This is a genomic window from Streptomyces sp. NPDC052682, from assembly GCF_040678435.1.
In the GTDB taxonomy this organism is placed as follows: Bacteria; Actinomycetota; Actinomycetes; order Streptomycetales; family Streptomycetaceae; genus Streptomyces.
This window is the reverse complement of record NZ_JBFATS010000013.1, coordinates 73973-93138: the sequence shown is the minus strand read 5'-3', so window position 1 is coordinate 93138 and position 19166 is coordinate 73973. Positions and strand designations below refer to the sequence as shown.

The window sequence follows — 19166 nt, the reverse complement described above, 5'->3', positions numbered from 1 at the left end:
CCATTTGGGGAAGGTGTCATGACTGCGAACGTCGACGGAGTGCCCGAGAAATTCGCGACACTCGGGCTGACCTACGACGACGTGCTGCTGCTGCCGGGCGCATCGGAGGTGCTCCCCAACGCGGTCGACACCTCGTCCCGCGTGTCCCGCAATGTCCGTGTCAACATCCCGCTGCTCTCGGCGGCGATGGACAAGGTCACCGAGTCCCGGATGGCCATCGCGATGGCCCGCCAGGGCGGCGTCGGCGTGCTGCACCGCAACCTGTCCATCGAGGACCAGGTCAACCAGGTCGACCTGGTGAAGCGCTCCGAGTCCGGCATGGTGGCCAACCCGATCACCATCCACCCGGATGCCACGCTCGCCGAGGCCGACGCGCTGTGCGCCAAGTTCCGCATCAGCGGCGTGCCCGTCACGGACGGCAACCGCAAGCTGCTCGGCATCGTCACCAACCGGGACATGGCCTTCGAGACCGACCGCTCCCGCCAGGTGCGCGAGGTCATGACGCCGATGCCGCTGGTCACCGGCAAGGTCGGCATCTCCGGCCCCGACGCCATGGAGCTGCTGCGCCGGCACAAGATCGAGAAGCTGCCGCTCGTCGACGACGAGGGCGTCCTGCAGGGCCTGATCACCGTCAAGGACTTCGTCAAGGCCGAGCAGTACCCCAACGCCGCCAAGGACGCCAAGGGCCGCCTCCTCGTCGGTGCCGCCGTGGGCGCCAGCCCCGAGGCGCTGGAGCGGGCCCAGGCGCTGGCCGAGGCCGGTGTGGACTTCCTGGTCGTCGACACCTCGCACGGCCACAACAGCAACGCCCTCAACTGGATGGCGAAGATCAAGTCGAGCGTGAACGTCGACGTGATCGGCGGCAACGTCGCCACCCGCGACGGCGCCCAGGCGCTGATCGACGCCGGTGTCGACGGCATCAAGGTCGGCGTGGGCCCCGGCTCCATCTGCACCACGCGCGTGGTCGCCGGCATCGGCGTCCCGCAGGTCACGGCCATCTACGAGGCGGCCCTCGCGGCCCGCCCGGTCGGCATCCCGGTGATCGGCGACGGCGGCCTGCAGTACTCCGGTGACATCGGCAAGGCCCTCGCCGCCGGCGCCGACACGGTGATGCTGGGCAGTCTCCTGGCCGGCTGTGAGGAGTCGCCGGGCGAGCTGCTGTTCATCAACGGCAAGCAGTTCAAGTCCTACCGGGGCATGGGCTCCCTCGGCGCCATGCAGTCCCGCGGCCAGGGCAGGTCGTACTCCAAGGACCGCTACTTCCAGGCGGACGTCACCTCCGACGAGAAGCTCGTGCCCGAGGGCGTCGAGGGTCAGGTGCCCTACCGCGGCCCGCTCTCCAACGTGCTGCACCAGCTCGTCGGCGGTCTGCGCCAGACCATGGGCTACGTGGGCGCGGCCACCATCGCCGAGATGGAGTCCAAGGGCCGCTTCGTGCGGATCACCTCCGCGGGCCTGAAGGAGAGCCACCCGCACGACATCCAGATGACGGTCGAGGCGCCGAACTACAGCGCCAACCGGTGAGCCACGCGCGCGTGGCGCGTGTCCCCGGCGTGTGAGGGCGGCCCCGGAGCTTCCGGGGCCGCCCTCGCCGTACCTCTGCAGGCCCGCTGTCGTACCCGTCGGCGATACTGGAAGACGCTGAAACGCATCAGGGAAAGGCCACACATCGTGACTGAGATCGAGATCGGGCGCGGCAAGCGCGGCCGCCGGGCGTACGCCTTCGACGACATCGCCGTCGTCCCCAGCCGCCGTACCCGGGACCCGAAGGAGGTCTCGATCGCCTGGCAGATCGACGCCTACCGCTTCGAGCTGCCCTTCCTGGCCGCCCCCATGGACTCGGTCGTCTCCCCGGCCACCGCCATCCGCATCGGCGAGCTCGGCGGCCTGGGCGTGCTGAACCTCGAGGGCCTGTGGACGCGGTACGAGGACCCGCAGCCGCTGCTCGACGAGATCGCGGAGCTGCCGGCCGAGTCCGCCACCCGCCGCCTCCAGGAGATCTACGCCGCCCCCATCAAGGAGGAGCTGATCGGCGCGCGCATCAAGGAGGTGCGCGACTCGGGCGTGGTCACCGCCGCCGCGCTCTCCCCGCAGCGCACGGCCCAGTTCTCCAAGGCCGTCGTGGACGCCGGCGTCGACATCTTCGTCATCCGCGGTACGACGGTCTCCGCGGAGCACGTCTCGCACTCGCACGAGCCGCTGAACCTGAAGCAGTTCATCTACGAGCTCGACGTCCCGGTGATCGTCGGCGGCTGCGCCACCTACACCGCCGCCCTGCACCTGATGCGCACCGGCGCGGCCGGCGTCCTGGTCGGCTTCGGCGGCGGCGCCGCCCACACCACGCGCAACGTGCTCGGCATCCAGGTGCCCATGGCGACGGCGGTCGCCGACGTGGCCGCCGCCCGCCGCGACTACATGGACGAGTCCGGCGGCCGGTACGTGCACGTGATCGCGGACGGCGGGGTCGGCTGGTCCGGCGACCTGCCCAAGGCGATCGCCTGCGGCGCCGACGCGGTCATGATGGGCTCCCCGCTGGCGCGCGCGACCGACGGTCCCGGCAAGGGCCACCACTGGGGCATGGAGGCCGTCAACGAGGAACTGCCGCGCGGCAAGAAGGTCGACCTCGGCACGGTCGGCACCATCGAGGAGATCCTCACGGGCCCCTCCCACACGCCCGACGGCTCGATGAACTTCTTCGGCGCCCTGCGCCGCGCCATGGCCACCACCGGCTACAGCGAGCTGAAGGAGTTCCAGCGGGTCGAGGTCACGGTGGCGGACTCGCAGCACCGGCGGTAGGCAGCAGCGCGGGGAAGGGCCGGTCACCCGGGTGGGTGACCGGCCCTTCCCCTTCGGCGTCCGGGGGCTTGTGGGGCCGCGGTGGAGCCGCTCACAGCCGATGGGCCGCCCCGGTGGGCGTGGCCCCGCGCGTGTCCAGCAGCAGCTGGGCCTTCACCGACAGCCCCTGGAGGTCGTAGGTGCGGTGCTGCTGGAGCAGGATCGTCAGGTCGGCGTCGGCGGCTGCCTCGTAGAAGGAGTCGGCGCGGGGGACCGGGCGGCCCAGGACGTTCCAGGACGGGACGTGCGGGTCGTGGTAGCTGACGGAGGCGCCGAGCTCCATGAGCCGGGTCGCGATCTCCTGGGCGGGGCCGGCCTGCTGGTCGGCGAGGTCGGGCTTGTAGGTGACGCCGAGCAGCAGGACGCGTGCGCCGCGTGCCGACTTGCCGTGCTCGTTCAGGAGCGTGGCGGCCCGCTGGACGACGTACCCGGGCATGCGGCTGTTGACCTGCTGGGCCAGTTCCACCAGGCGCAGGGTGCGGCCGGTGGGGGCGGTCAGCTCCTGGGGGACGGCGTGGCCGCCGACGCCGGGGCCGGGGCGGAAGGCCTGGAAGCCGAACGGCTTGGTCTCCGCGCAGCGGATCACGTCCCACAGGTCGATGCCCAGGTCGTGGCAGAGCGCGGCCATCTCGTTGACCAGGGCGATGTTCACATGCCGGTAGTTGGTCTCCAGCAGCTGCACCGTCTCCGCCTCGCGCGGGCCACGCGCGCGGACGACCTTGTCGGTGAGCCGGCCGTAGAACGCGGCGGCCGACTCCGTGCAGGCCGGGGTGAGCCCGCCGATCACCTTGGGCGTGTTGGCGGGGGTGAAGACGCGGTTGCCGGGATCGACGCGGCTGGGGGAGTAGGCCAGGTGGAAGTCGCGGCCGGCGCGCAGGCCCGAGCCCTCTTCGAGCAGCGGGCGGAGGAAATCCTCCGTGGTGCCCGGCGGCACGGGCGACTCCAGGATCACCGTGGTGTGCGGGCGGAGCCGGCCGGCCAGGGTGCGCGCGGCGGTCTCCACCCGGCCGAGGTCGAGCCCGCCGTCCGCGCCGCGCGGAGTCGGGGCGCAGATGACGGCGGTGCGTACCCGGCCGAGCTCGGCGGGGTTGGTGGCCTGCCGGAAGCCCCCCGAGAGCATCCGGCGCAGCTCGGCGGGGCTGAGGGAGCCGGGTTCCGGGCCCGTCCGGTAGCCGAGCGTGGGGATGCCGGCGGCGACGGCGGCCTGCGCCAGGGGCAGGCCGTACGGGCCGAGTCCGATGACGGCGAGATCTGCGGGCATGGCGAGGGCCGTCCTTCCCGATATCCGAAGTGGGACAGGTGCGCAAGCCCTGTGGACAGGACGAGCGAAACGCAATGTCAGACTAGGAGTAAATATGACCGATATGCGGGATTGGCCGCCCGCGTCGTGTGGGTTTCCGCGCGTGTTTCCGTGAGCGTTGTCCACAGGCTGGGGGCGCGTGGTGGCCGAAGCCGGGCAAGCCGGTCAGAATTTTGGGCATGGGGGGTACGAATCGGGCTTCGCCCGACGGGTGCGGCCGACGCGACCGATGAGCGGGAGGCAGCAGTGAGGACAGCGACACTGGCGCCGGCGCAGCGCGCCGAGGCACTCGCGGGCATGGCCGAGCGCGAGCTCGACGTCCTGGTCGTGGGCGGCGGCGTGGTCGGCGCGGGCACCGCCCTGGACGCCGCGACCCGAGGCCTGTCCACGGGCCTGGTCGAGGCGCGCGACTGGGCGTCGGGCACCTCCAGCCGGTCCAGCAAGCTGATCCACGGCGGCCTGCGCTACCTTGAGATGCTCGACTTCGCACTCGTGCGGGAAGCGCTGAAGGAACGCGGCCTGCTGCTGGAGCGGCTCGCCCCCCACCTGGTGAAGCCCGTGCCCTTCCTGTACCCGTTGCAGCACAAGGGCTGGGAGCGGCTGTACGCCGGGTCGGGCGTGGCCCTGTACGACGCCATGTCGATGGCCAAGGGGCACGGCCGGGGCCTGCCGTTGCACCGCCATCTGACGCGGCGTCACGCGCTGCGGGTCGCGCCCTGTCTGAAGAAGGACGCCCTGGTCGGGGCGTTGCAGTACTACGACGCGCAGATGGACGACGCCCGCTTCGTGGCGACCCTCGTGCGCACGGCGGTGGCGTACGGCGCGAAGGCCGCCAACCGCGCGCGGGTGACCGGCTTCCTGCGCGAGGGGGAGCGGGTCGTCGGCGCCCGGGTGCAGGACGTCGAGGGCGGCGGCGAGTACGAGGTCCGCGCCAAGCAGGTCGTCAACGCCACCGGCGTGTGGACGGACGACACGCAGGCCATGGTGGGGGAGCGCGGCCAGTTCCACGTCCGGGCCTCCAAGGGCATCCACCTGGTCGTGCCCAAGGACCGCATCCACTCCACCACCGGGCTCATCCTGCGCACCGAGAAGTCCGTGCTGTTCGTCATCCCCTGGGGCCGGCACTGGATCATCGGCACCACCGACACCGACTGGGACCTCGACAAGGCGCACCCGGCCGCGTCCAGCGCGGACATCGACTACCTGCTGGACCACGTGAACTCGGTGCTCGCGGTACCGCTGAGCAGGGACGACGTCGAGGGCGTGTACGCGGGGCTCAGGCCGCTGCTGGCCGGCGAGTCGGACGCCACCAGCAAGCTGTCGCGCGAGCACACCGTGGCGCATCCCGTGCCCGGGCTGGTCGTCGTGGCGGGCGGCAAGTACACCACGTACCGGGTGATGGCCAAGGACGCGGTGGACGAGGCGGTGCACGGCCTCGACATGCGCGTCGCCGACTGCGTCACCGAGGAGATCCCGCTGCTCGGCGCCGAGGGCTACCGTGCCCTGTGGAACGCCCGGGCACGGATCGCCGCCCGGACCGGGCTGCACGTGGTGCGCGTGGAACACCTGCTCAACCGGTACGGGTCGATGGCCGAGGAACTGCTGGAGCTCGTCGCCTCGGACGCCTCCCTCGGCAGGCCCCTCCAGGGCGCCGACGACTACCTGCGCGCCGAGGTCGTCTACGCGGCTTCGCACGAGGGTGCGCGCCACCTGGACGACGTGCTGACCCGGCGCACCCGCATATCCATCGAGACCTTCGACCGGGGGACGCGCTGCGCCCGCGAGGCCGCGGAACTGATGGCGCCCGTGCTCGGCTGGGACAAGGACCAGATCGAGCGTGAGGTCGAGCACTACGAGAAGCGGGTGGAGGCCGAGCGCGAGTCCCAGCGCCAGCCGGACGACCTGACGGCCGACGCGGCACGGCTGGGGGCGCCGGACATTGTGCCGCTGTAGGGCGGCCGGGGGCGCCTGGGCAGGGGAGCTTTTGGGCGCTGGGGGGTGGGGTCCGTCACCCCTCTGGGGGCCCGGGGATCAGATGCTGCCGGGGTGAGGTCCCGCCATGCCAGGTGGGTCCCGCCACGCCAAGTGGGTCCCGCCACGCGAGGTGGGTCCCGCCACGCCAGGTGGGTCCCGCACGTCTCAGGGCGGGGCACGCATCCGCCGGGGGACGGCCCACCACGCTGGGCGGCCAGGTCCCCCCAGCCGGGGGCCACGCCTGCCGGGGTCCGCCGTGCGCGCCTGGCCGCAGGCTCCCGCCGGGCGGCACACCCCCGGTCGGGCGTCCACGCACCCTGCCGGGCGGGGGCTTGTCACCGTGGCGGGTGGGTGTCCGGTACCCGGGTCGGTGGGTCCCGCACATGTCCGGGCGGGGGAGGCCGGGTGGGAACGCATCCACCGGGCGCCATGCATCTGCCGGGGTGGCCGCTCACCGTGGCGGGTGGGGTGTCCGGCACCCGCGTCGGTGGGTCCCGCACACGTCCGGGCGGGGCAGGCCGGGGTGGGGACGCCCCCACCGGGCGCCATGCATCCGCCAGGGTGGCCACACTCTCCGCGCCGGGCGGCCACGCACTCTGCCGCGTGCAGTTCCGCCACCGCGTCGGGGGCACGCACGCTCCGGGGCCCCCGCGCCGACGAGTGGGTCACGACCCGGCGGGTGGCCACACACCCGTCGGGTGGCCACACCCAGTGGGTCACACACCCAGCCGGTGGCCACACACCCGTCGCGTGGCCACGCACCCTGCCGGGTGGAATTCCGGCCCTGTGCCTGGTGGGCTCCGCCGGGCGGCACACCCCCGCCGGGCGACACCCGCACCGGGCGGCCCGCCCCACCCCGCCGGGCGGGCGCCCGCCACCCCGCCTGGGAGGCATCACCACGCCTCACCGGATGGCCCCTGCCACCCCTCCCCACCGCAGCCACCCCGATTCACTCGAACGGGTGTGGCGAGTCGGGATATCCGTTCGGCGCCCGTCCGTTTTACGAGATGCGAGGGCAGAACTCGGCGGCGAGCACCGCGGGTTCCAGACCGGGGTCTGCGATCTCGTCCGTGTTGACCCGGAAGGTGAGGACACGCCGGCCGTCCACGGTGGCTGCGGTGCGCACGTAGCTGCCGGAGATGTGCCCGTTGTGCCCCCATACGACGGTGCCGCACGGCAGCTTCTCGGGAAACACGCCCATGCCGTACGCGCCGTGCGTGGCACGGGTGTCGAGCATCTCGCGCAGCCAGCGCGGGGGCAGCAGCGCACCGCCCAGCAGGGCCGCGTAGAAGCGGTCCAGGTCGGCGAGGGTGGTCACCAACTCGCCCGCGGCACCGGCCACCCGCGGGTCGAGGTCGGTGACGTCTCTTCCGCCGGCGGTGTAGGCGTGGCCGTGCGGGAGGGGCAGCGAGGTGCGGGAGCCAGGAAAGGAGGTACCGGTCAGGCGCAGCGGAGCGATGATGCGGCGCTCGGCCTCGGTCGCGTAGGAGTGGCCGGTGACCTGACGGATGATCAGGCCGAGCAGGACGTAGTTGGTGTTCGAGTAGGAGAAGCGGCCGCGGTCGGCCGGAGGGTGGGTGAGTGCGAGGCGTACGGCCTGAAGAGCCGTCACGGGGACGGTGCCGTCGGTGTCCGCGGTGAAGTCGTACAGGCCGCTGGTGTGGGTGAGCAGGGCGCGCAGGGTCAGCGCGCGGCCGTCGTTGCCCTGCCCCCGCACCAGGCCCGGCAGGTGCTGCTCCACCGTGTCGGACAGCGACAGCCGGTGCTCGGCCGCCAGTTGCAGCACGACCGTCGCGAGGAACGTCTTCGTGATGCTGCCGGCGCGGAAATGGTCCCACCGGGAGATTCCCGCCCCCGCCTGGGCATAGTGGGTCGTGCTTCCCTCCCGGGCCAGCAGGGCCGCGGCCGGCGCGTGCCCCCGGGTGACCAGCAGCGGGAGGACCGTGTCCGGGGGCCGTTCCGGCGGTGCCGAGGAGGCGGTCGGTGCCAGCGCGAGCAGCACCAGGCACACGAGAGGGACCAGCAGTGTCCGAAGTCGCGGCATCCTGGCTCCTCCCGTGTGGGGGGCCATCATGCACGGCAGCGGAACGGGTCATTCCACCCGGTCCCCCGCTGCGTGGGCGTCAAGGGCCCGGCCAGGGGCACCCGGGGCATCGGGCACTTGTCGGGTGAGAGACAATGGAGGCTCTGTCAGGGCGGGTTGTATGAGGGGACGCATGTCGGAGGCGGAGCGGGCGGGGACATCTCGTCAGGACACTCGGCAGGACAACCGCGAGCGCCTCCTCGCGGGGCGGTACCGGCTGGGGGACGTGCTCGGCCGGGGCGGCATGGGCACGGTGTGGCGTGCCGAGGACGAGACCCTGGGCCGGACGGTCGCCGTCAAGGAGCTGCGGTTCCCGTCGAACATCGACGAGGAGGAGAAGCGGCGGCTGATCACGCGGACGCTGCGCGAGGCCAAGGCGATCGCGCGGATCCGCAACAACAGCGCCGTCACGGTGTTCGACGTGGTCCAGGAGGACGACCGGCCCTGGATCGTGATGGAACTCGTCGAGGGCAAGTCGCTCGCCGAGGTCATCCGGGAGGACGGCGTGCTGAAGCCCCGGCGCGCGGCGGAGGTGGGCCTGGCGATCCTCGACGTGCTGCGGTCCGCGCACCGTGAGGGCATCCTGCACCGGGACGTGAAGCCGTCGAACGTGCTGATCGCCGAGGACGGCCGGGTCGTGCTCACCGACTTCGGGATCGCCCAGGTCGAGGGCGACCCGTCCATCACCTCGACCGGCATGCTGGTCGGCGCGCCCTCCTACATCTCCCCGGAGCGGGCACGCGGGCACAAGCCGGGGCCGGCGGCCGACCTGTGGTCGCTCGGCGGGCTGCTGTACGCGGCGGTGGAGGGCGTTCCGCCGTACGACAAGGGCTCCGCCATCGCGACCCTGACGGCCGTGATGACCGAGCCGCTCGAGGAACCGAAGAACGCGGGTCCGCTCAAGGACGTCATCTACGGGCTGCTGCAGAAGGATCCGGCCAAGCGGCTCGACGACGCCGGTGCGCGGGCGATGCTCAACGCCGTCATCCACGGCCCCGACCCGAAGGCCGACGAGCCGGAGCCGATGGACGCGACCAGGGTCGTGCCCGTGGTGTCGCAGCCCGACCGGCGGGACGGCGGCGGTGCGGCGGGCGCCGGGAGCAAGCGCGGCGAGGAGGCGGCCGACCGGTTGCGCGGGGCGCTGCGCTCGGTGCGCAAGGCCGCCGTCGGGGCGGGGACGACCGGTTCGGCGGCCACCGCCCGTGGCAGGTCCGGGAGCGGCACGGCCGCTTCGGCAGAGGGCGGTGAGGCGGCCGAGACCCGGGCGACCAGGCCCGCGTCGCCGACAACGTCGTCAGCCCAGGGCGGTGCCGCAGGGACCGGTGCGCAGGGGACGACGGCGCCGGGCGGCCGGAGTTCGGGGTGGCCCGTCATGCCGCCGCCGGACCTGCCCGACCTGCCGCCGCGGCCGGTTCCCCGGGCGCCGATCACCGACGTCGTGCCACGGCGGACGCTGGTCATCATCGCGGTGGCCGTGGCGCTGGCCGTGATCGGGACCGTGCTCGCCATCGCGTTCGGCGGTGGCGGCGAGGACACGAACGGTGCCCGCGGCGGCGGCAAGCCGGTCGCCAGCGCTTCGGCCAGCGGTGACACCAAGAAGGACGACGACGCCCGTACCCGGCCGGACGGCGCGGCGTCCCGGTCCGCCGAGTCCCGCACCACGCCGGGCAGTTCGCCGACCGCGGACGGCGGCACCGGTGGCGCGGGGTCGCAGGGGTCCGGCGAGAAGGACACCGCGGTGGCGTCGACGTACAAGGGGAGCCAGGGGTACGCGATCGGGCTGCCCGAGGGGTGGAAGTACCGGTCGACGGACGCGGCGGGGGATCGTTTCACCGGGCCCGACGGGCAGAAGCTGCTCGTCGCCTGGACCTCCACCCCGAAGGACGACCCGGTGGCGGACTGGAAGGCGCAGGAGCGCTTCATGGTCCGCTCGCAGTACCGGAAGATCCGCATAGCGGCGGTGGACTACCGGGGCTGGAAGACGGCCGACTGGGAGTTCACCTACGTCGACGGCGGGACCAGGTACCGGACCATCGACCGCGGGTTCGTCGTCGACGACCGTCTCGGGTACGCGCTGATGTACACGGCGCGGGCGGCCGACTGGGACAGCGAGCCGCGCAAGGAGACCTGGCGGACCCTGACGGAGACCTTCGAACCGAAGTCCTGAGCATGAGCCGTCCCGGGTTTGGGGAGTGAGATGTCGCGTCCCCGCTCTGCGGGTTGCCTCCGGCACGTATCGTGAAAGCTTGCGGACCGTACGCAGCCGGAACGGGACGCAGGGCGAACGGAATTGACCGAGCGGGCTGCCGGGGGAGGCAACGTGGACGACTATGCGGGCCGGGTGCTCGCCGACCGCTACCGCCTGCCGCTGCCGCCGTCCGACGAGTACGAACTCACCGAGACCCGGGCCTTCGACACCTACAGCGGGCAGGAAGTCCTCGTCAGGCAGGTGCCGTTGCCGGAGGTCGTCGAGGCGGAGGTACTCGACGCGGAGGGGCTGCCCGACGGTTTCACGGCCCGGGACGGCGGTGCACGGCGCGGTGGCGGACGTACGGCGGCGCGCCCGGCCACCCGGCGGCCCACCGACCCGGTCGTGCGGCGTGCCGTGGAAGCCGCGCAGGCCGCGGCCCGGATCCCCGACCACCCGCGGCTGGACCAGGTCTTCGACGTGTTCGCCGAGGGCGGTTCGCTGTGGATCGTCAGTGAGCTGGTGGCCGCGCGGCCGCTGGCGGCGCTGCTCGCCGAGAAGCCGCTCACGCCGTACCGGGCGGCCGAGGTGGCCTCCGACGTGCTCATGGCGCTGCGGGTGCTGCACGCCCACGGCTGGGTGCACCGCAACATCACCGCCCGTACGGTGCTCGTCTGCGACGACGGCCGGGTGATGCTGACCGGTCTGGCGGTCGGGGCGGCGGAGGAGGCGCTGTGCGGGTACGACCCGGTCCCGGTGGCGGAGGAGGAGGGACCGGCGGGTGCCCCAGGGGGCGGTGCGCCCCCCGGAGTCGCCGTGGCCGGGAGCGCCGGTCGTGCCGGTCCCGGCGGCGGCCCGGGCACCCTCGGCGGCTCGGGCACCTTCGGCGGTGCCGGCGGTTCCTTGGGCCCCGGCGGCTCCAGCGCGGCCGGCCCCTACGGTGCGCACGGGCCGGGCGGGTTCGCCGATCCGGAGGCCGCGCGGCGGGCCGCGATCGAGGCCCGGGCGGCCGGCGCGCTGCCGGGTGCCGGGGCGGACACGGCCCACGGGTCCGCGGCCGAGCCGGCCCGCCGGGCCATGGACGCCGGCGGGGACGTCCGCGCGGCGCGCGCCGGCGCCATCGCCGCGTATCGGGCGGGCGCCCGGGCCGCCGCCCGCGTGCACGAGACGCAGAACGGGCTCACGGCCCTGCCGGGTGCCCGCACCGCCCCCGACCGCCGTCCCGGACCGCACGGCGACGGCGCGGCACAGCCGCCGTACCTCCCGGGGCAGGGCACCGCGCCGGATGCCGCCGCTCCCGGGCAGATCGCCGACCCCTACGGAGCGGGCGGTACGGCCTGGCACGGCACCGCCCCCCGCGGACCGGGCCGTACGGCGCTGCCGTCCGGGACCCCCGCGGGCCCGGACCCCGAGGGCGCACCCCCCGCCCGCTGGGACGACCCGGTCGCCCCCGCCGCCGGCCGGCGCGGGCCCGCCACCGCCCTGGCCGCCGAGCGGGCCCGGCAGGCGCGGATGGCCGTGGTCGGGCCCGTGACCGAACGGTGGGCGCCGGAGCAGGCCGGGCCGGTGCACGAGAACTGGCAGCTGGCCGCGCCGATCGGCCCCGCCACCGACCTGTGGGCGCTGGGCGCGCTGCTCTTCCGCGCGGTACAGGGGCATGCGCCGTACCCGGAGGAGTCGACGGCGGAGCTGGTGCAGATGGTGTGCGCCGAGCCGCCGGCCTTCGCCGAGGAGTGCGGGCCGCTGCGGCCGGTGGTGGAGTCGCTGCTGCGTCAGGACCCGACCGAGCGCATCGACTTCGAGGAGCTGCGCGGCTGGCTGCGGTCGCTGGTGCGCTCGGCTCCCGAGCCGGACGCCGGGCTGCACGTCGTCCCGGCGCCGCCCGTCGACGCCGGCCGGCTGCCCGTGGTACGGCGCCGGGGCGAGCTGGTGCGCAGGCGGCGCGCCGGGCTGCCCGCGCACCACGGGCGGCACAAGCGGGCCCGGCAGGAGACGAAGCCGCCGGGGCGCCTCGGCCGCAACCTGCTCCTGCTGGTGCTGCTCGCGCTGGCCGCGGCGATCGCGTACGCCATGCTCTTCATGCCGAAGGCCGGCAGCGACACCGGCGGGGCGGGCGACCAGGACCGGACCGGCGCCGCCGGTGAGGTGAGCCCCGCGCCCGACCCGGACTCCCGCAGCGAACCCCGCACCGACAGCAGTTCCGCCGAGCCGGACGGCGGCAAGGAGAGCCGCAAGGAGTCGGCCGGTTCCACCGAGACGCAGACCACCGGGCCCGGCGTCGCCGACGGTTTCACCCTGCGCAAGGACGCCGAAGGGTTCCAGGTCGCCGTCGCCCGGGGCTGGGACCGTACGCCCAAGAACGGCAGCGGCCAGGTCGTGTACGGCAAGGGCGCCTTCGAGCTCATCGTCGTACCCGGCCGGGACAGTGCGGCCGAGTACGGCAGCGACCCCATGACCTACCAGCGGGAGAAGGAGCGCGAGTTGCAGCCGTACCGCGACTCCAGCTGGGCCACCTCCACCGGACTGAAGACGATCCAGGTGGGCGGGCGGAGCATGGCCGAGGGGCAGTTCACCTGGACCGGCGACAACGGCGAACTGTACGTGCGCAACCTCGCGATCCTCATCGGCGGGCGCTACCACGTGGTCCAGGTGCGCGGCCCCGAGGCCGAACGGGACGAGGTGACGCGGCTGTACGAACAGGCGGCGGCCACCTACCGGTTCACGGGCTGACTTCCGGTCGTTCCTCCTGGTTCCCTTCCGTACCGAACCGCGACAACCGTCACAGTGCGGTCTCCTTGGCACCCCGCTTGTTCCCTGTGCGGGGGCGGGTCCTTACTCTGACCCTGTCAAGACCATTGCGGGGCAACGTGAATCAGATGCAGGGCCTGCTCGTCGCGGGCCGCTACCGGCTCGGCGATCCGATCGGCAGCGGCGGCATGGGCCGTGTGTGGCGTGCGCATGACGAGGTGCTGCACCGGTCCGTCGCGATCAAGGAGCTGACCGCCGCGCTCTACGTGTCGGACAGTGAGCAGGCCGTCCTGCTGGCGCGCACCCGGGCGGAGGCGCGCGCGGCGGCGCGGATCAACCACTCCGCCGTCGTCACCGTGCACGACGTGCTCGACCACGACGGCCGCCCGTGGATCGTGATGGAGCTGGTCGAAGGCCGCTCGCTCGCCGACGCCGTCAAGGAGCAGGGGCGCGTCGAGCCCCAGGAGGCGGCGCGTATCGGCCTGTGGGTGCTGCGCGCCCTGCGCGCCGCGCACACCGCCGGTGTGCTACACCGTGACGTCAAACCCGGCAACGTCCTCCTCGGCCGCGACGGCCGGGTGCTGCTCACCGACTTCGGCATCGCCCAGATCGAGGGCGACACGACCATCACGCGCACGGGGGAGGTCGTCGGCTCGGTCGACTACCTGGCCCCCGAGCGGGTCCGCGGCCACGACCCGGGGCCCGCCTCCGACCTGTGGGCGCTCGGCGCGACCCTGTACACGGCGGTGGAGGGCAGGTCCCCGTTCCGCCGCACCACGCCGCTGACCACCATGCAGGCGGTGGTCGAGGAGGAGGCGGCCGAGCCGCGGTACGCCGGTCCGCTCGGGCCCGTCATCACCGCGCTGCTGCGCAAGGAACCGGCCGGGCGGCCGAGCGCGGCGGAGGCCGAGCGGATGCTCGCCGAGGCGGCGGAGGGACGCCGCCCGAGCGCGGCACAGGCGTACGCGCCGACGGGGCCGGGCGGGACCCACCCGTCGGGCTTCTCCGGTACGGCCGCGACTGGGGCGCCGGCGTCCGGTACGACCGCCGCCGGTACGCCGATGTCCGGTACGTCGATGTCTGGTACGTCGATGTCCGGACGGACCGTGTCAGGGGCACCGGTGACCGGGACCCGGGCGGCCCGCCTCGGGGGCACGGGCTCTGTGACGACCGGAGGGGCGTCGGCCGGGGCCGGGGTCACCGGCTCGGCGGGGACGGGCTCCCGGGCCACCGGCCCGCTGCAGGCGGCCGGCCCGCTGCCGCCGGCCGGCCAGGCCACCGCCGGACACGCCCGGTCCGCCCAGCACACCCTGCCCAGGCAGCACACCGAGCACATGGGCCCCACCGCCCCGCCCAGGCGCCGGCGGCTGCGTACGCTGGCTCTCGTCGTCGTGCTCGCCGCGCTCGTGGGAGGGGGCACCGCGGCGCTGTTCCAGAAGTGGGACGAGGGGCGGCGGCAGGACGACCGCGCCACCACCGTGCCGAGCCCCACACCCGGGAAGCAGAGCGCGGAGGGGGCCATCCCGGCCGGCTGGGTCCGGTACGACGACCCCGACGGTTTCAGCCTCTACCTGCCCCGGGGCTGGAAGCGGACGGTCTACGAGGACGAGGGCGCCCTCCGCCAGATCGACTACTCGCCCGACGGCGGGCGGCACTTCGTCCGGATCGCCGTCGACACCTCGCCCGACTTCGCCGACCCGTACAACCACCAGCTGGACCTGGAGCAGCAGCTGACCAGGTTGGTCGACTACCAGCGGGTCACCCTCAAGCGGAACATCTACCGTGACTGCCACGGCGCCCGCTGGGAGTACACCTGGACCGCGCAGAAGAAGGACACGGAGTTCCCCGGTCCGCGCCGCGCCGTCGAGGAGACGTACATCGCGCGGAGCGGTGTCGAGTACGCCCTCTACCTGTCGTCGCCCGCGAAGGACTGGGCGACCGCCCGCAAGCAGTTCACCTCGGTCCTCCAGGGCTGGCTGGAGAAGACACCGGACGGGCAGAGGCTCTGACCGGCAGGCTCCCGCGCGACACGCCGTGACCCGGACGGCGGGCCGCCGGTTTCGGCCAGCCGTCCACCGGCCGCCCGGAGCCGGTCCGTCCGGTGCGGCATCATGGCCGCATGGCGACCCAGGGGGACAACGTCCGCGTCATCGCGGGCCGTTACCGGCTGGAGGCGAGACTCGGGCGCGGCGGCATGGGCGTGGTGTGGCGGGCGACCGACCAGTTGCTCGGCCGGCAGGTGGCGGTCAAGGAACTCCCCGTCGACGAGACGCTCTCGGCGGAGGAGGCGTGGCGGCAGCGGGACCGTACGTTGCGCGAGGCCCGGGCGGTCGCCCAGCTGCGTCACCCGCACATCGTCGTCGTCCATGACGTCGTCGTGGACGAGGCGGAGGGTGAACGCCCTTACATCGTCATGGAGTTGATCGATGGGGGCACGCTCGCGGACCGTATCGCCACGCGTGGGCCGGTCGGTGCCGACGAGGCCGCCCGCATCGGGCTGGCGCTGCTCGGCGCGCTGCGGGCCGCGCACGCCGCCGGTGTGCTGCACCGCGACCTCAAGCCCGCCAACGTCCTGCTCGAGGCCGGCAGCGACCGGGTCGTCCTCACCGACTTCGGCATCGCCCAGGTGTCGGGCGCGACGACGCTGACCGAGAGCGGCTCCTTCGTCGGCTCGCCCGAGTACACCGCGCCCGAGCGGATGTCCGGCGCGCGGACCGGTCCCGCGTCCGACCTGTGGTCGCTGGGCGCGCTGCTGTGCGCGGCCCTCAGTGGGGAGACGCCGTTCCACCGGGACTCCTTGAGCGGCGTTCTGCACGCGGTGGTGGTCGACGAGATCCGGCCCCCCGCGCAGGCCGAGCCGCTGCTGCCCGTCGTGCGCGGACTGCTGGAACGCGACCCGGACCGTCGGCTGGACGCGGACGCGGCGGAGCGGATGCTGCGGGCCTTCCGGGACACCGGCCGTACCCCGCCGGTGGCGCCGACCGGCTCCTCACCGACGGAACGGGGTGCGCACCGCCGGGGCGTGTCGATCCTGCGGGACGCGGCGGCCTGGCGGCCGTCACTGCGGTGGGACGGCCCCGGGCGGTCCGCGCCGCCCCCCGGTGCCGACGCCGGCCAGCCGTCCGTGCGGCGGGACGGGGGCGGCAGCCGGGAGGCCGTCAGCCGGGAGGGCGGCAGCCGGGAGGGCGGCGATCGGCCTTCCATAGGGCGGGACAGCGGTGACGGTCCTTTCACCGGGCAGGACGGCAGTGACCGGTCTCCCGGCGGGCGGGACGCGGGGGACGGGCGGTCCCACAGGGGACAGCACCCCGACGACCAGCGGCCCTCGTGGCCGCAGGACACCCACAGCGGGCCCCCCAGTCCGACGGACGCCGGGGGCCGGCCTCCCCACCCGCAGAGCTCCGGGGACTGGGGTGACCACCCGCAGAGCTCGGGGGACTGGGGAGCCCACCCGCAGGGCGCCGAGGGCTGGGGGCCCGACCCGCAGAGCTCGGGGGACTGGGGTGACCATCCCCACGGCGCCCAAGACTGGCCTCCCCACCCGCAGGATGCGGAGGGCTGGCCTCCCCACCCGGACCCGGACGACATGGGACCCGTCCCGGACGGCACGGGCGTACGGCCTCCGATGCCGCAGGACGCCGGCGGATGGCCTGCGGCACGGCAGGGCTCCGGTGGCAGGCGGTGGGCGAGGGGGCCCGGGACGGCTGCGGGGGAGCCGCCGAGGGGATTCGGCAGGGCTGCCGGCCGGCCACCGTCGGAGCCGGGCAGGACGCCCGGGCAGTACGCCGCCGACCAGCACCCCACCCGTCCCTCCGTTCGCGGCGTGTTCCTGGCGGCCGTACTGGTCGCCGCCATGGCGGGGGCGGGCGTGTCGGCCGCCGCGCTGCTCGTGGACCGGGACGGTGACGGGGGTCGTACGCCTACGAGTTCGGCCCCGGGGACGCCGCCGAACAGCGGGACGAGAACCCCCGGCAGGACAGCCACCGCCCCCGCCCCGACCGTGACCGTCACCCGCACCCCCTCAGCCGTCCCGTCCGCCACCTCGTCCGCGGCGACTCCCTAGCCGGCGGCGCGCCGCTCCGCCGCACGCTCGGGCCGTCACCCCGCCAAGGACCCGGGCCGCGGCGCCTCGCGGCGCGTCAGCCGGCCCACGTCACGGCTTCGTGACCACGGACCCCGGGCAGTGGATGCACAAGCGCTTGGCGCGATATGGATGAACCCATGAGCAGTAACGGGGGAGTCCCACCCAGATCCGACGAGCCGACGAGTTTCGTTCTGCGGCCACCGAATCCACCGCACCCACAGAATTCACCGGGTCCGCCCATACACGTGCCGCATCCGCAGAACCCCTACGCGGCGCCCACCCAGGCCGCGCACCCCGCTCCGGCCCCCGCCCCCGCACCTGCCCCCGCTCCCGCACCGCCGCAGGACCCCGGCGCCGGCCGGCTGATCGCGGGCCGCTACCGGCTGATCGCCAAGCTGGGACACGGCGGCATGGGCACGGTGTGGCGGGCCAAGGACGAGATGGTGGACCGTGAGGTCGCCGTCAAGGAGCCCCGCGTCCCGGACCACCTCCCGGAACGGGAACGGGCCAACGCCTTCGAACGGATGCGCCGTGAGGCGCGCGCCGCGGCCCGGCTCGACCATCCGGCGGTGGTCAGCGTTCACGACGTGGCGGTCGTAGACGGTCAGCCGTGGATCGTGATGGAGCTGGTGTGGGGACGCTCCCTCGGCGACGCCCTCCAGGAGGGCACACTGAGCGCGCGCGAGGCCGCCCGCGTCGGCCTTGAGGTGCTCGGCGCGCTGGAGGCCGCGCACGCCGCGGGCATCCTGCACCGGGACGTCAAACCCGACAACGTGCTGCTCGGCCGGTACGACCGGGTGGTCCTCACCGACTTCGGCATCGCCCAGATCGAGGGCGAGACCAACCTGACCGACACCGGCGGCTTCGTCGGATCGCCCGAGTACATCGCGCCGGAACGGGTGCTGGGCCAGCGCCCAGGCCCGCCCAGCGACCTGTGGTCCCTGGGCGTGGTGCTGTACGCGGCGACGGAGGGCGTCTCGCCGTTCCGCCGCAGCAACACCCCCGCCACGCTCCAGTCCGTCCTCAACGCCACGCCCGCGCCGCCCGCCTCCGCTCCGGGCCCGCTCGCCGAGGTCATCCACGGCCTGCTCCAGAAGGATCCGGCGCGCCGCCCGGACGCCGCCCGGGTACGCGCCCTCCTCGAGGCGGCCGCGAACCCGCCGGCCCCGCAGCCCACCCAGGCCATGACGGCCGACGCCACCGGCGACCGTACCGGCGACGCCACCGGCGACCGTACCGGCGACGGCACCGACGGCCGTACCGGCGACGGCACCGGCAACCGCGCCGTCCGGTTCGGCCGCAAGGCCTGGCTCAGCCTCGGCGCGGCCGTCGTCGCGGCGGCGGTGACGGCGTACCTGGTGATCGCCGAACCGTTCGCCGGGCCGTTGCCGGACGGCTGGACGACGCACCACGTCAAGGACGTCGCCGCCACGCTCGCCGTCCCGCAGGAGTACCAGCGGGCCCTGCCCGACCGCACGACGGACAAGGGGCACTGGGTCACCTACACCGACTGGAGCGGCAGCATCTGGATCGGCCTGACGCTCGAGAAGAAGGCCGAGAACACCGGCAACGGCATCGCGGGCTCCGCCGCCGCCGAGATGTACGAGGACGACAGCGCCTTCAAGCAGAACGGCAACTACCAGCTCGGCATGCCCGCGAACCCGAAGACGCAGCCCGACACCACCACCTACCAGGGCAGGAAGGCCGCCCAGACCACCATCGTCTACACCACCACCGACCGCCAGAACCCCCGGCCCCGCGAGCTGAGAATCCTCTACTACCGCACCTCCGGCGGCGACATGTACAAACTCACCGTCAGCTACCCGGGCAAGGGCGACTTCACGGAACGCGGACGTGAGGTGGCGCGGACGGCGATCGCCAACCTGGACCTCGACACACTGTGAGGAACGCCCCCCGGCCCGCGTCGACAAGGCCGGGCACCGCAGGGTACTCA

The 19166-nt window shown here is 73.9% G+C and carries 10 protein-coding genes; 8 read left to right on the top strand and 2 right to left on the bottom strand.

Annotation, left to right across the window (positions count from 1 at the left end; translation table 11 throughout):
- Positions 1–18 precede the first annotated feature (18 nt).
- Positions 19–1524, top strand: coding sequence for an IMP dehydrogenase (gene guaB / locus AB0K80_RS21570; protein ID WP_365671991.1), 1506 nt, complete (start codon positions 19–21; stop codon positions 1522–1524).
- A 147-nt stretch (positions 1525–1671) separates the two neighbouring features.
- On the top strand, positions 1672–2796 hold the full coding sequence (locus AB0K80_RS21565; protein WP_365671989.1) for a GuaB3 family IMP dehydrogenase-related protein: 1125 nt from the start codon (positions 1672–1674) through the stop codon (positions 2794–2796).
- 91 nt (positions 2797–2887) lie between these two features.
- Here AB0K80_RS21565 and AB0K80_RS21560 read toward each other — a convergent pair whose 3' ends face one another.
- Positions 2888–4096: a nucleotide sugar dehydrogenase gene (locus tag AB0K80_RS21560; RefSeq protein ID WP_365671987.1), complete on the bottom strand. Its 1209-nt coding sequence runs from the start codon at positions 4094–4096 to the stop codon at positions 2888–2890.
- Between the two features lie 285 nt (positions 4097–4381).
- Here AB0K80_RS21560 and AB0K80_RS21555 point away from each other — a divergent pair, with 285 nt between their 5' ends.
- Complete coding sequence (locus tag AB0K80_RS21555; protein WP_365671985.1) at positions 4382–6088, top strand: glycerol-3-phosphate dehydrogenase/oxidase; 1707 nt, start codon at positions 4382–4384, stop codon at positions 6086–6088.
- Positions 6089–7109: 1021 nt separating this feature from the next.
- On the opposite strand, the gene AB0K80_RS21550 is transcribed toward AB0K80_RS21555, so the two are convergent.
- Positions 7110–8153: a serine hydrolase domain-containing protein gene (locus AB0K80_RS21550; RefSeq protein ID WP_365671983.1), complete on the bottom strand. Its 1044-nt coding sequence runs from the start codon at positions 8151–8153 to the stop codon at positions 7110–7112.
- Positions 8154–8325: 172 nt separating this feature from the next.
- On the opposite strand from AB0K80_RS21550, the gene AB0K80_RS21545 reads away from it, so the two are divergent.
- From AB0K80_RS21545 to AB0K80_RS21525, 5 genes are all read left to right on the top strand, one after another.
- Entirely contained in the window at positions 8326–10359 is a 2034-nt protein-coding gene (locus tag AB0K80_RS21545; protein WP_365671981.1) for a serine/threonine-protein kinase, read from the top strand.
- Between the two features lie 153 nt (positions 10360–10512).
- The gene (locus AB0K80_RS21540) at positions 10513–13110 is read left to right on the top strand and encodes a protein kinase (RefSeq protein WP_365671980.1); all 2598 of its coding nucleotides are present in this window, start codon (positions 10513–10515) and stop codon (positions 13108–13110) included.
- A 146-nt stretch (positions 13111–13256) separates the two neighbouring features.
- Positions 13257–15137 carry a protein kinase gene (locus AB0K80_RS21535; protein WP_365671978.1) on the top strand — a complete coding sequence of 627 codons (1881 nt, stop codon included), beginning with the start codon at positions 13257–13259 and terminating at the stop codon, positions 15135–15137.
- 110 nt (positions 15138–15247) lie between these two features.
- Positions 15248–17191, top strand: coding sequence for a protein kinase (locus AB0K80_RS21530; RefSeq protein WP_365671976.1), 1944 nt, complete (start codon positions 15248–15250; stop codon positions 17189–17191).
- A 158-nt stretch (positions 17192–17349) separates the two neighbouring features.
- Positions 17350–19116, top strand: a complete 1767-nt coding sequence (locus AB0K80_RS21525) for a serine/threonine-protein kinase (protein WP_365671973.1) — start codon at positions 17350–17352, stop codon at positions 19114–19116.
- Positions 19117–19166 lie beyond the last annotated feature (50 nt).

What these genes read in the sequence shown, in the direction of transcription:
- guaB (WP_365671991.1), top strand. Translation starts at nt 19, where the DNA reads ATGACTGCGAACGTCGACGGAGTGCCCGAGAAATTCGCGACACTCGGG.
- AB0K80_RS21560 (WP_365671987.1), bottom strand. Translation starts at nt 4,096, where the DNA reads ATGCCCGCAGATCTCGCCGTCATCGGACTCGGCCCGTACGGCCTGCCC.
- AB0K80_RS21550 (WP_365671983.1), bottom strand. Translation starts at nt 8,153, where the DNA reads ATGCCGCGACTTCGGACACTGCTGGTCCCTCTCGTGTGCCTGGTGCTG.
- AB0K80_RS21545 (WP_365671981.1), top strand. Translation starts at nt 8,326, where the DNA reads ATGTCGGAGGCGGAGCGGGCGGGGACATCTCGTCAGGACACTCGGCAG.
- AB0K80_RS21535 (WP_365671978.1), top strand. Translation starts at nt 13,257, where the DNA reads ATGCAGGGCCTGCTCGTCGCGGGCCGCTACCGGCTCGGCGATCCGATC.
- AB0K80_RS21530 (WP_365671976.1), top strand. Translation starts at nt 15,248, where the DNA reads ATGGCGACCCAGGGGGACAACGTCCGCGTCATCGCGGGCCGTTACCGG.
- AB0K80_RS21525 (WP_365671973.1), top strand. Translation starts at nt 17,350, where the DNA reads ATGAGCAGTAACGGGGGAGTCCCACCCAGATCCGACGAGCCGACGAGT.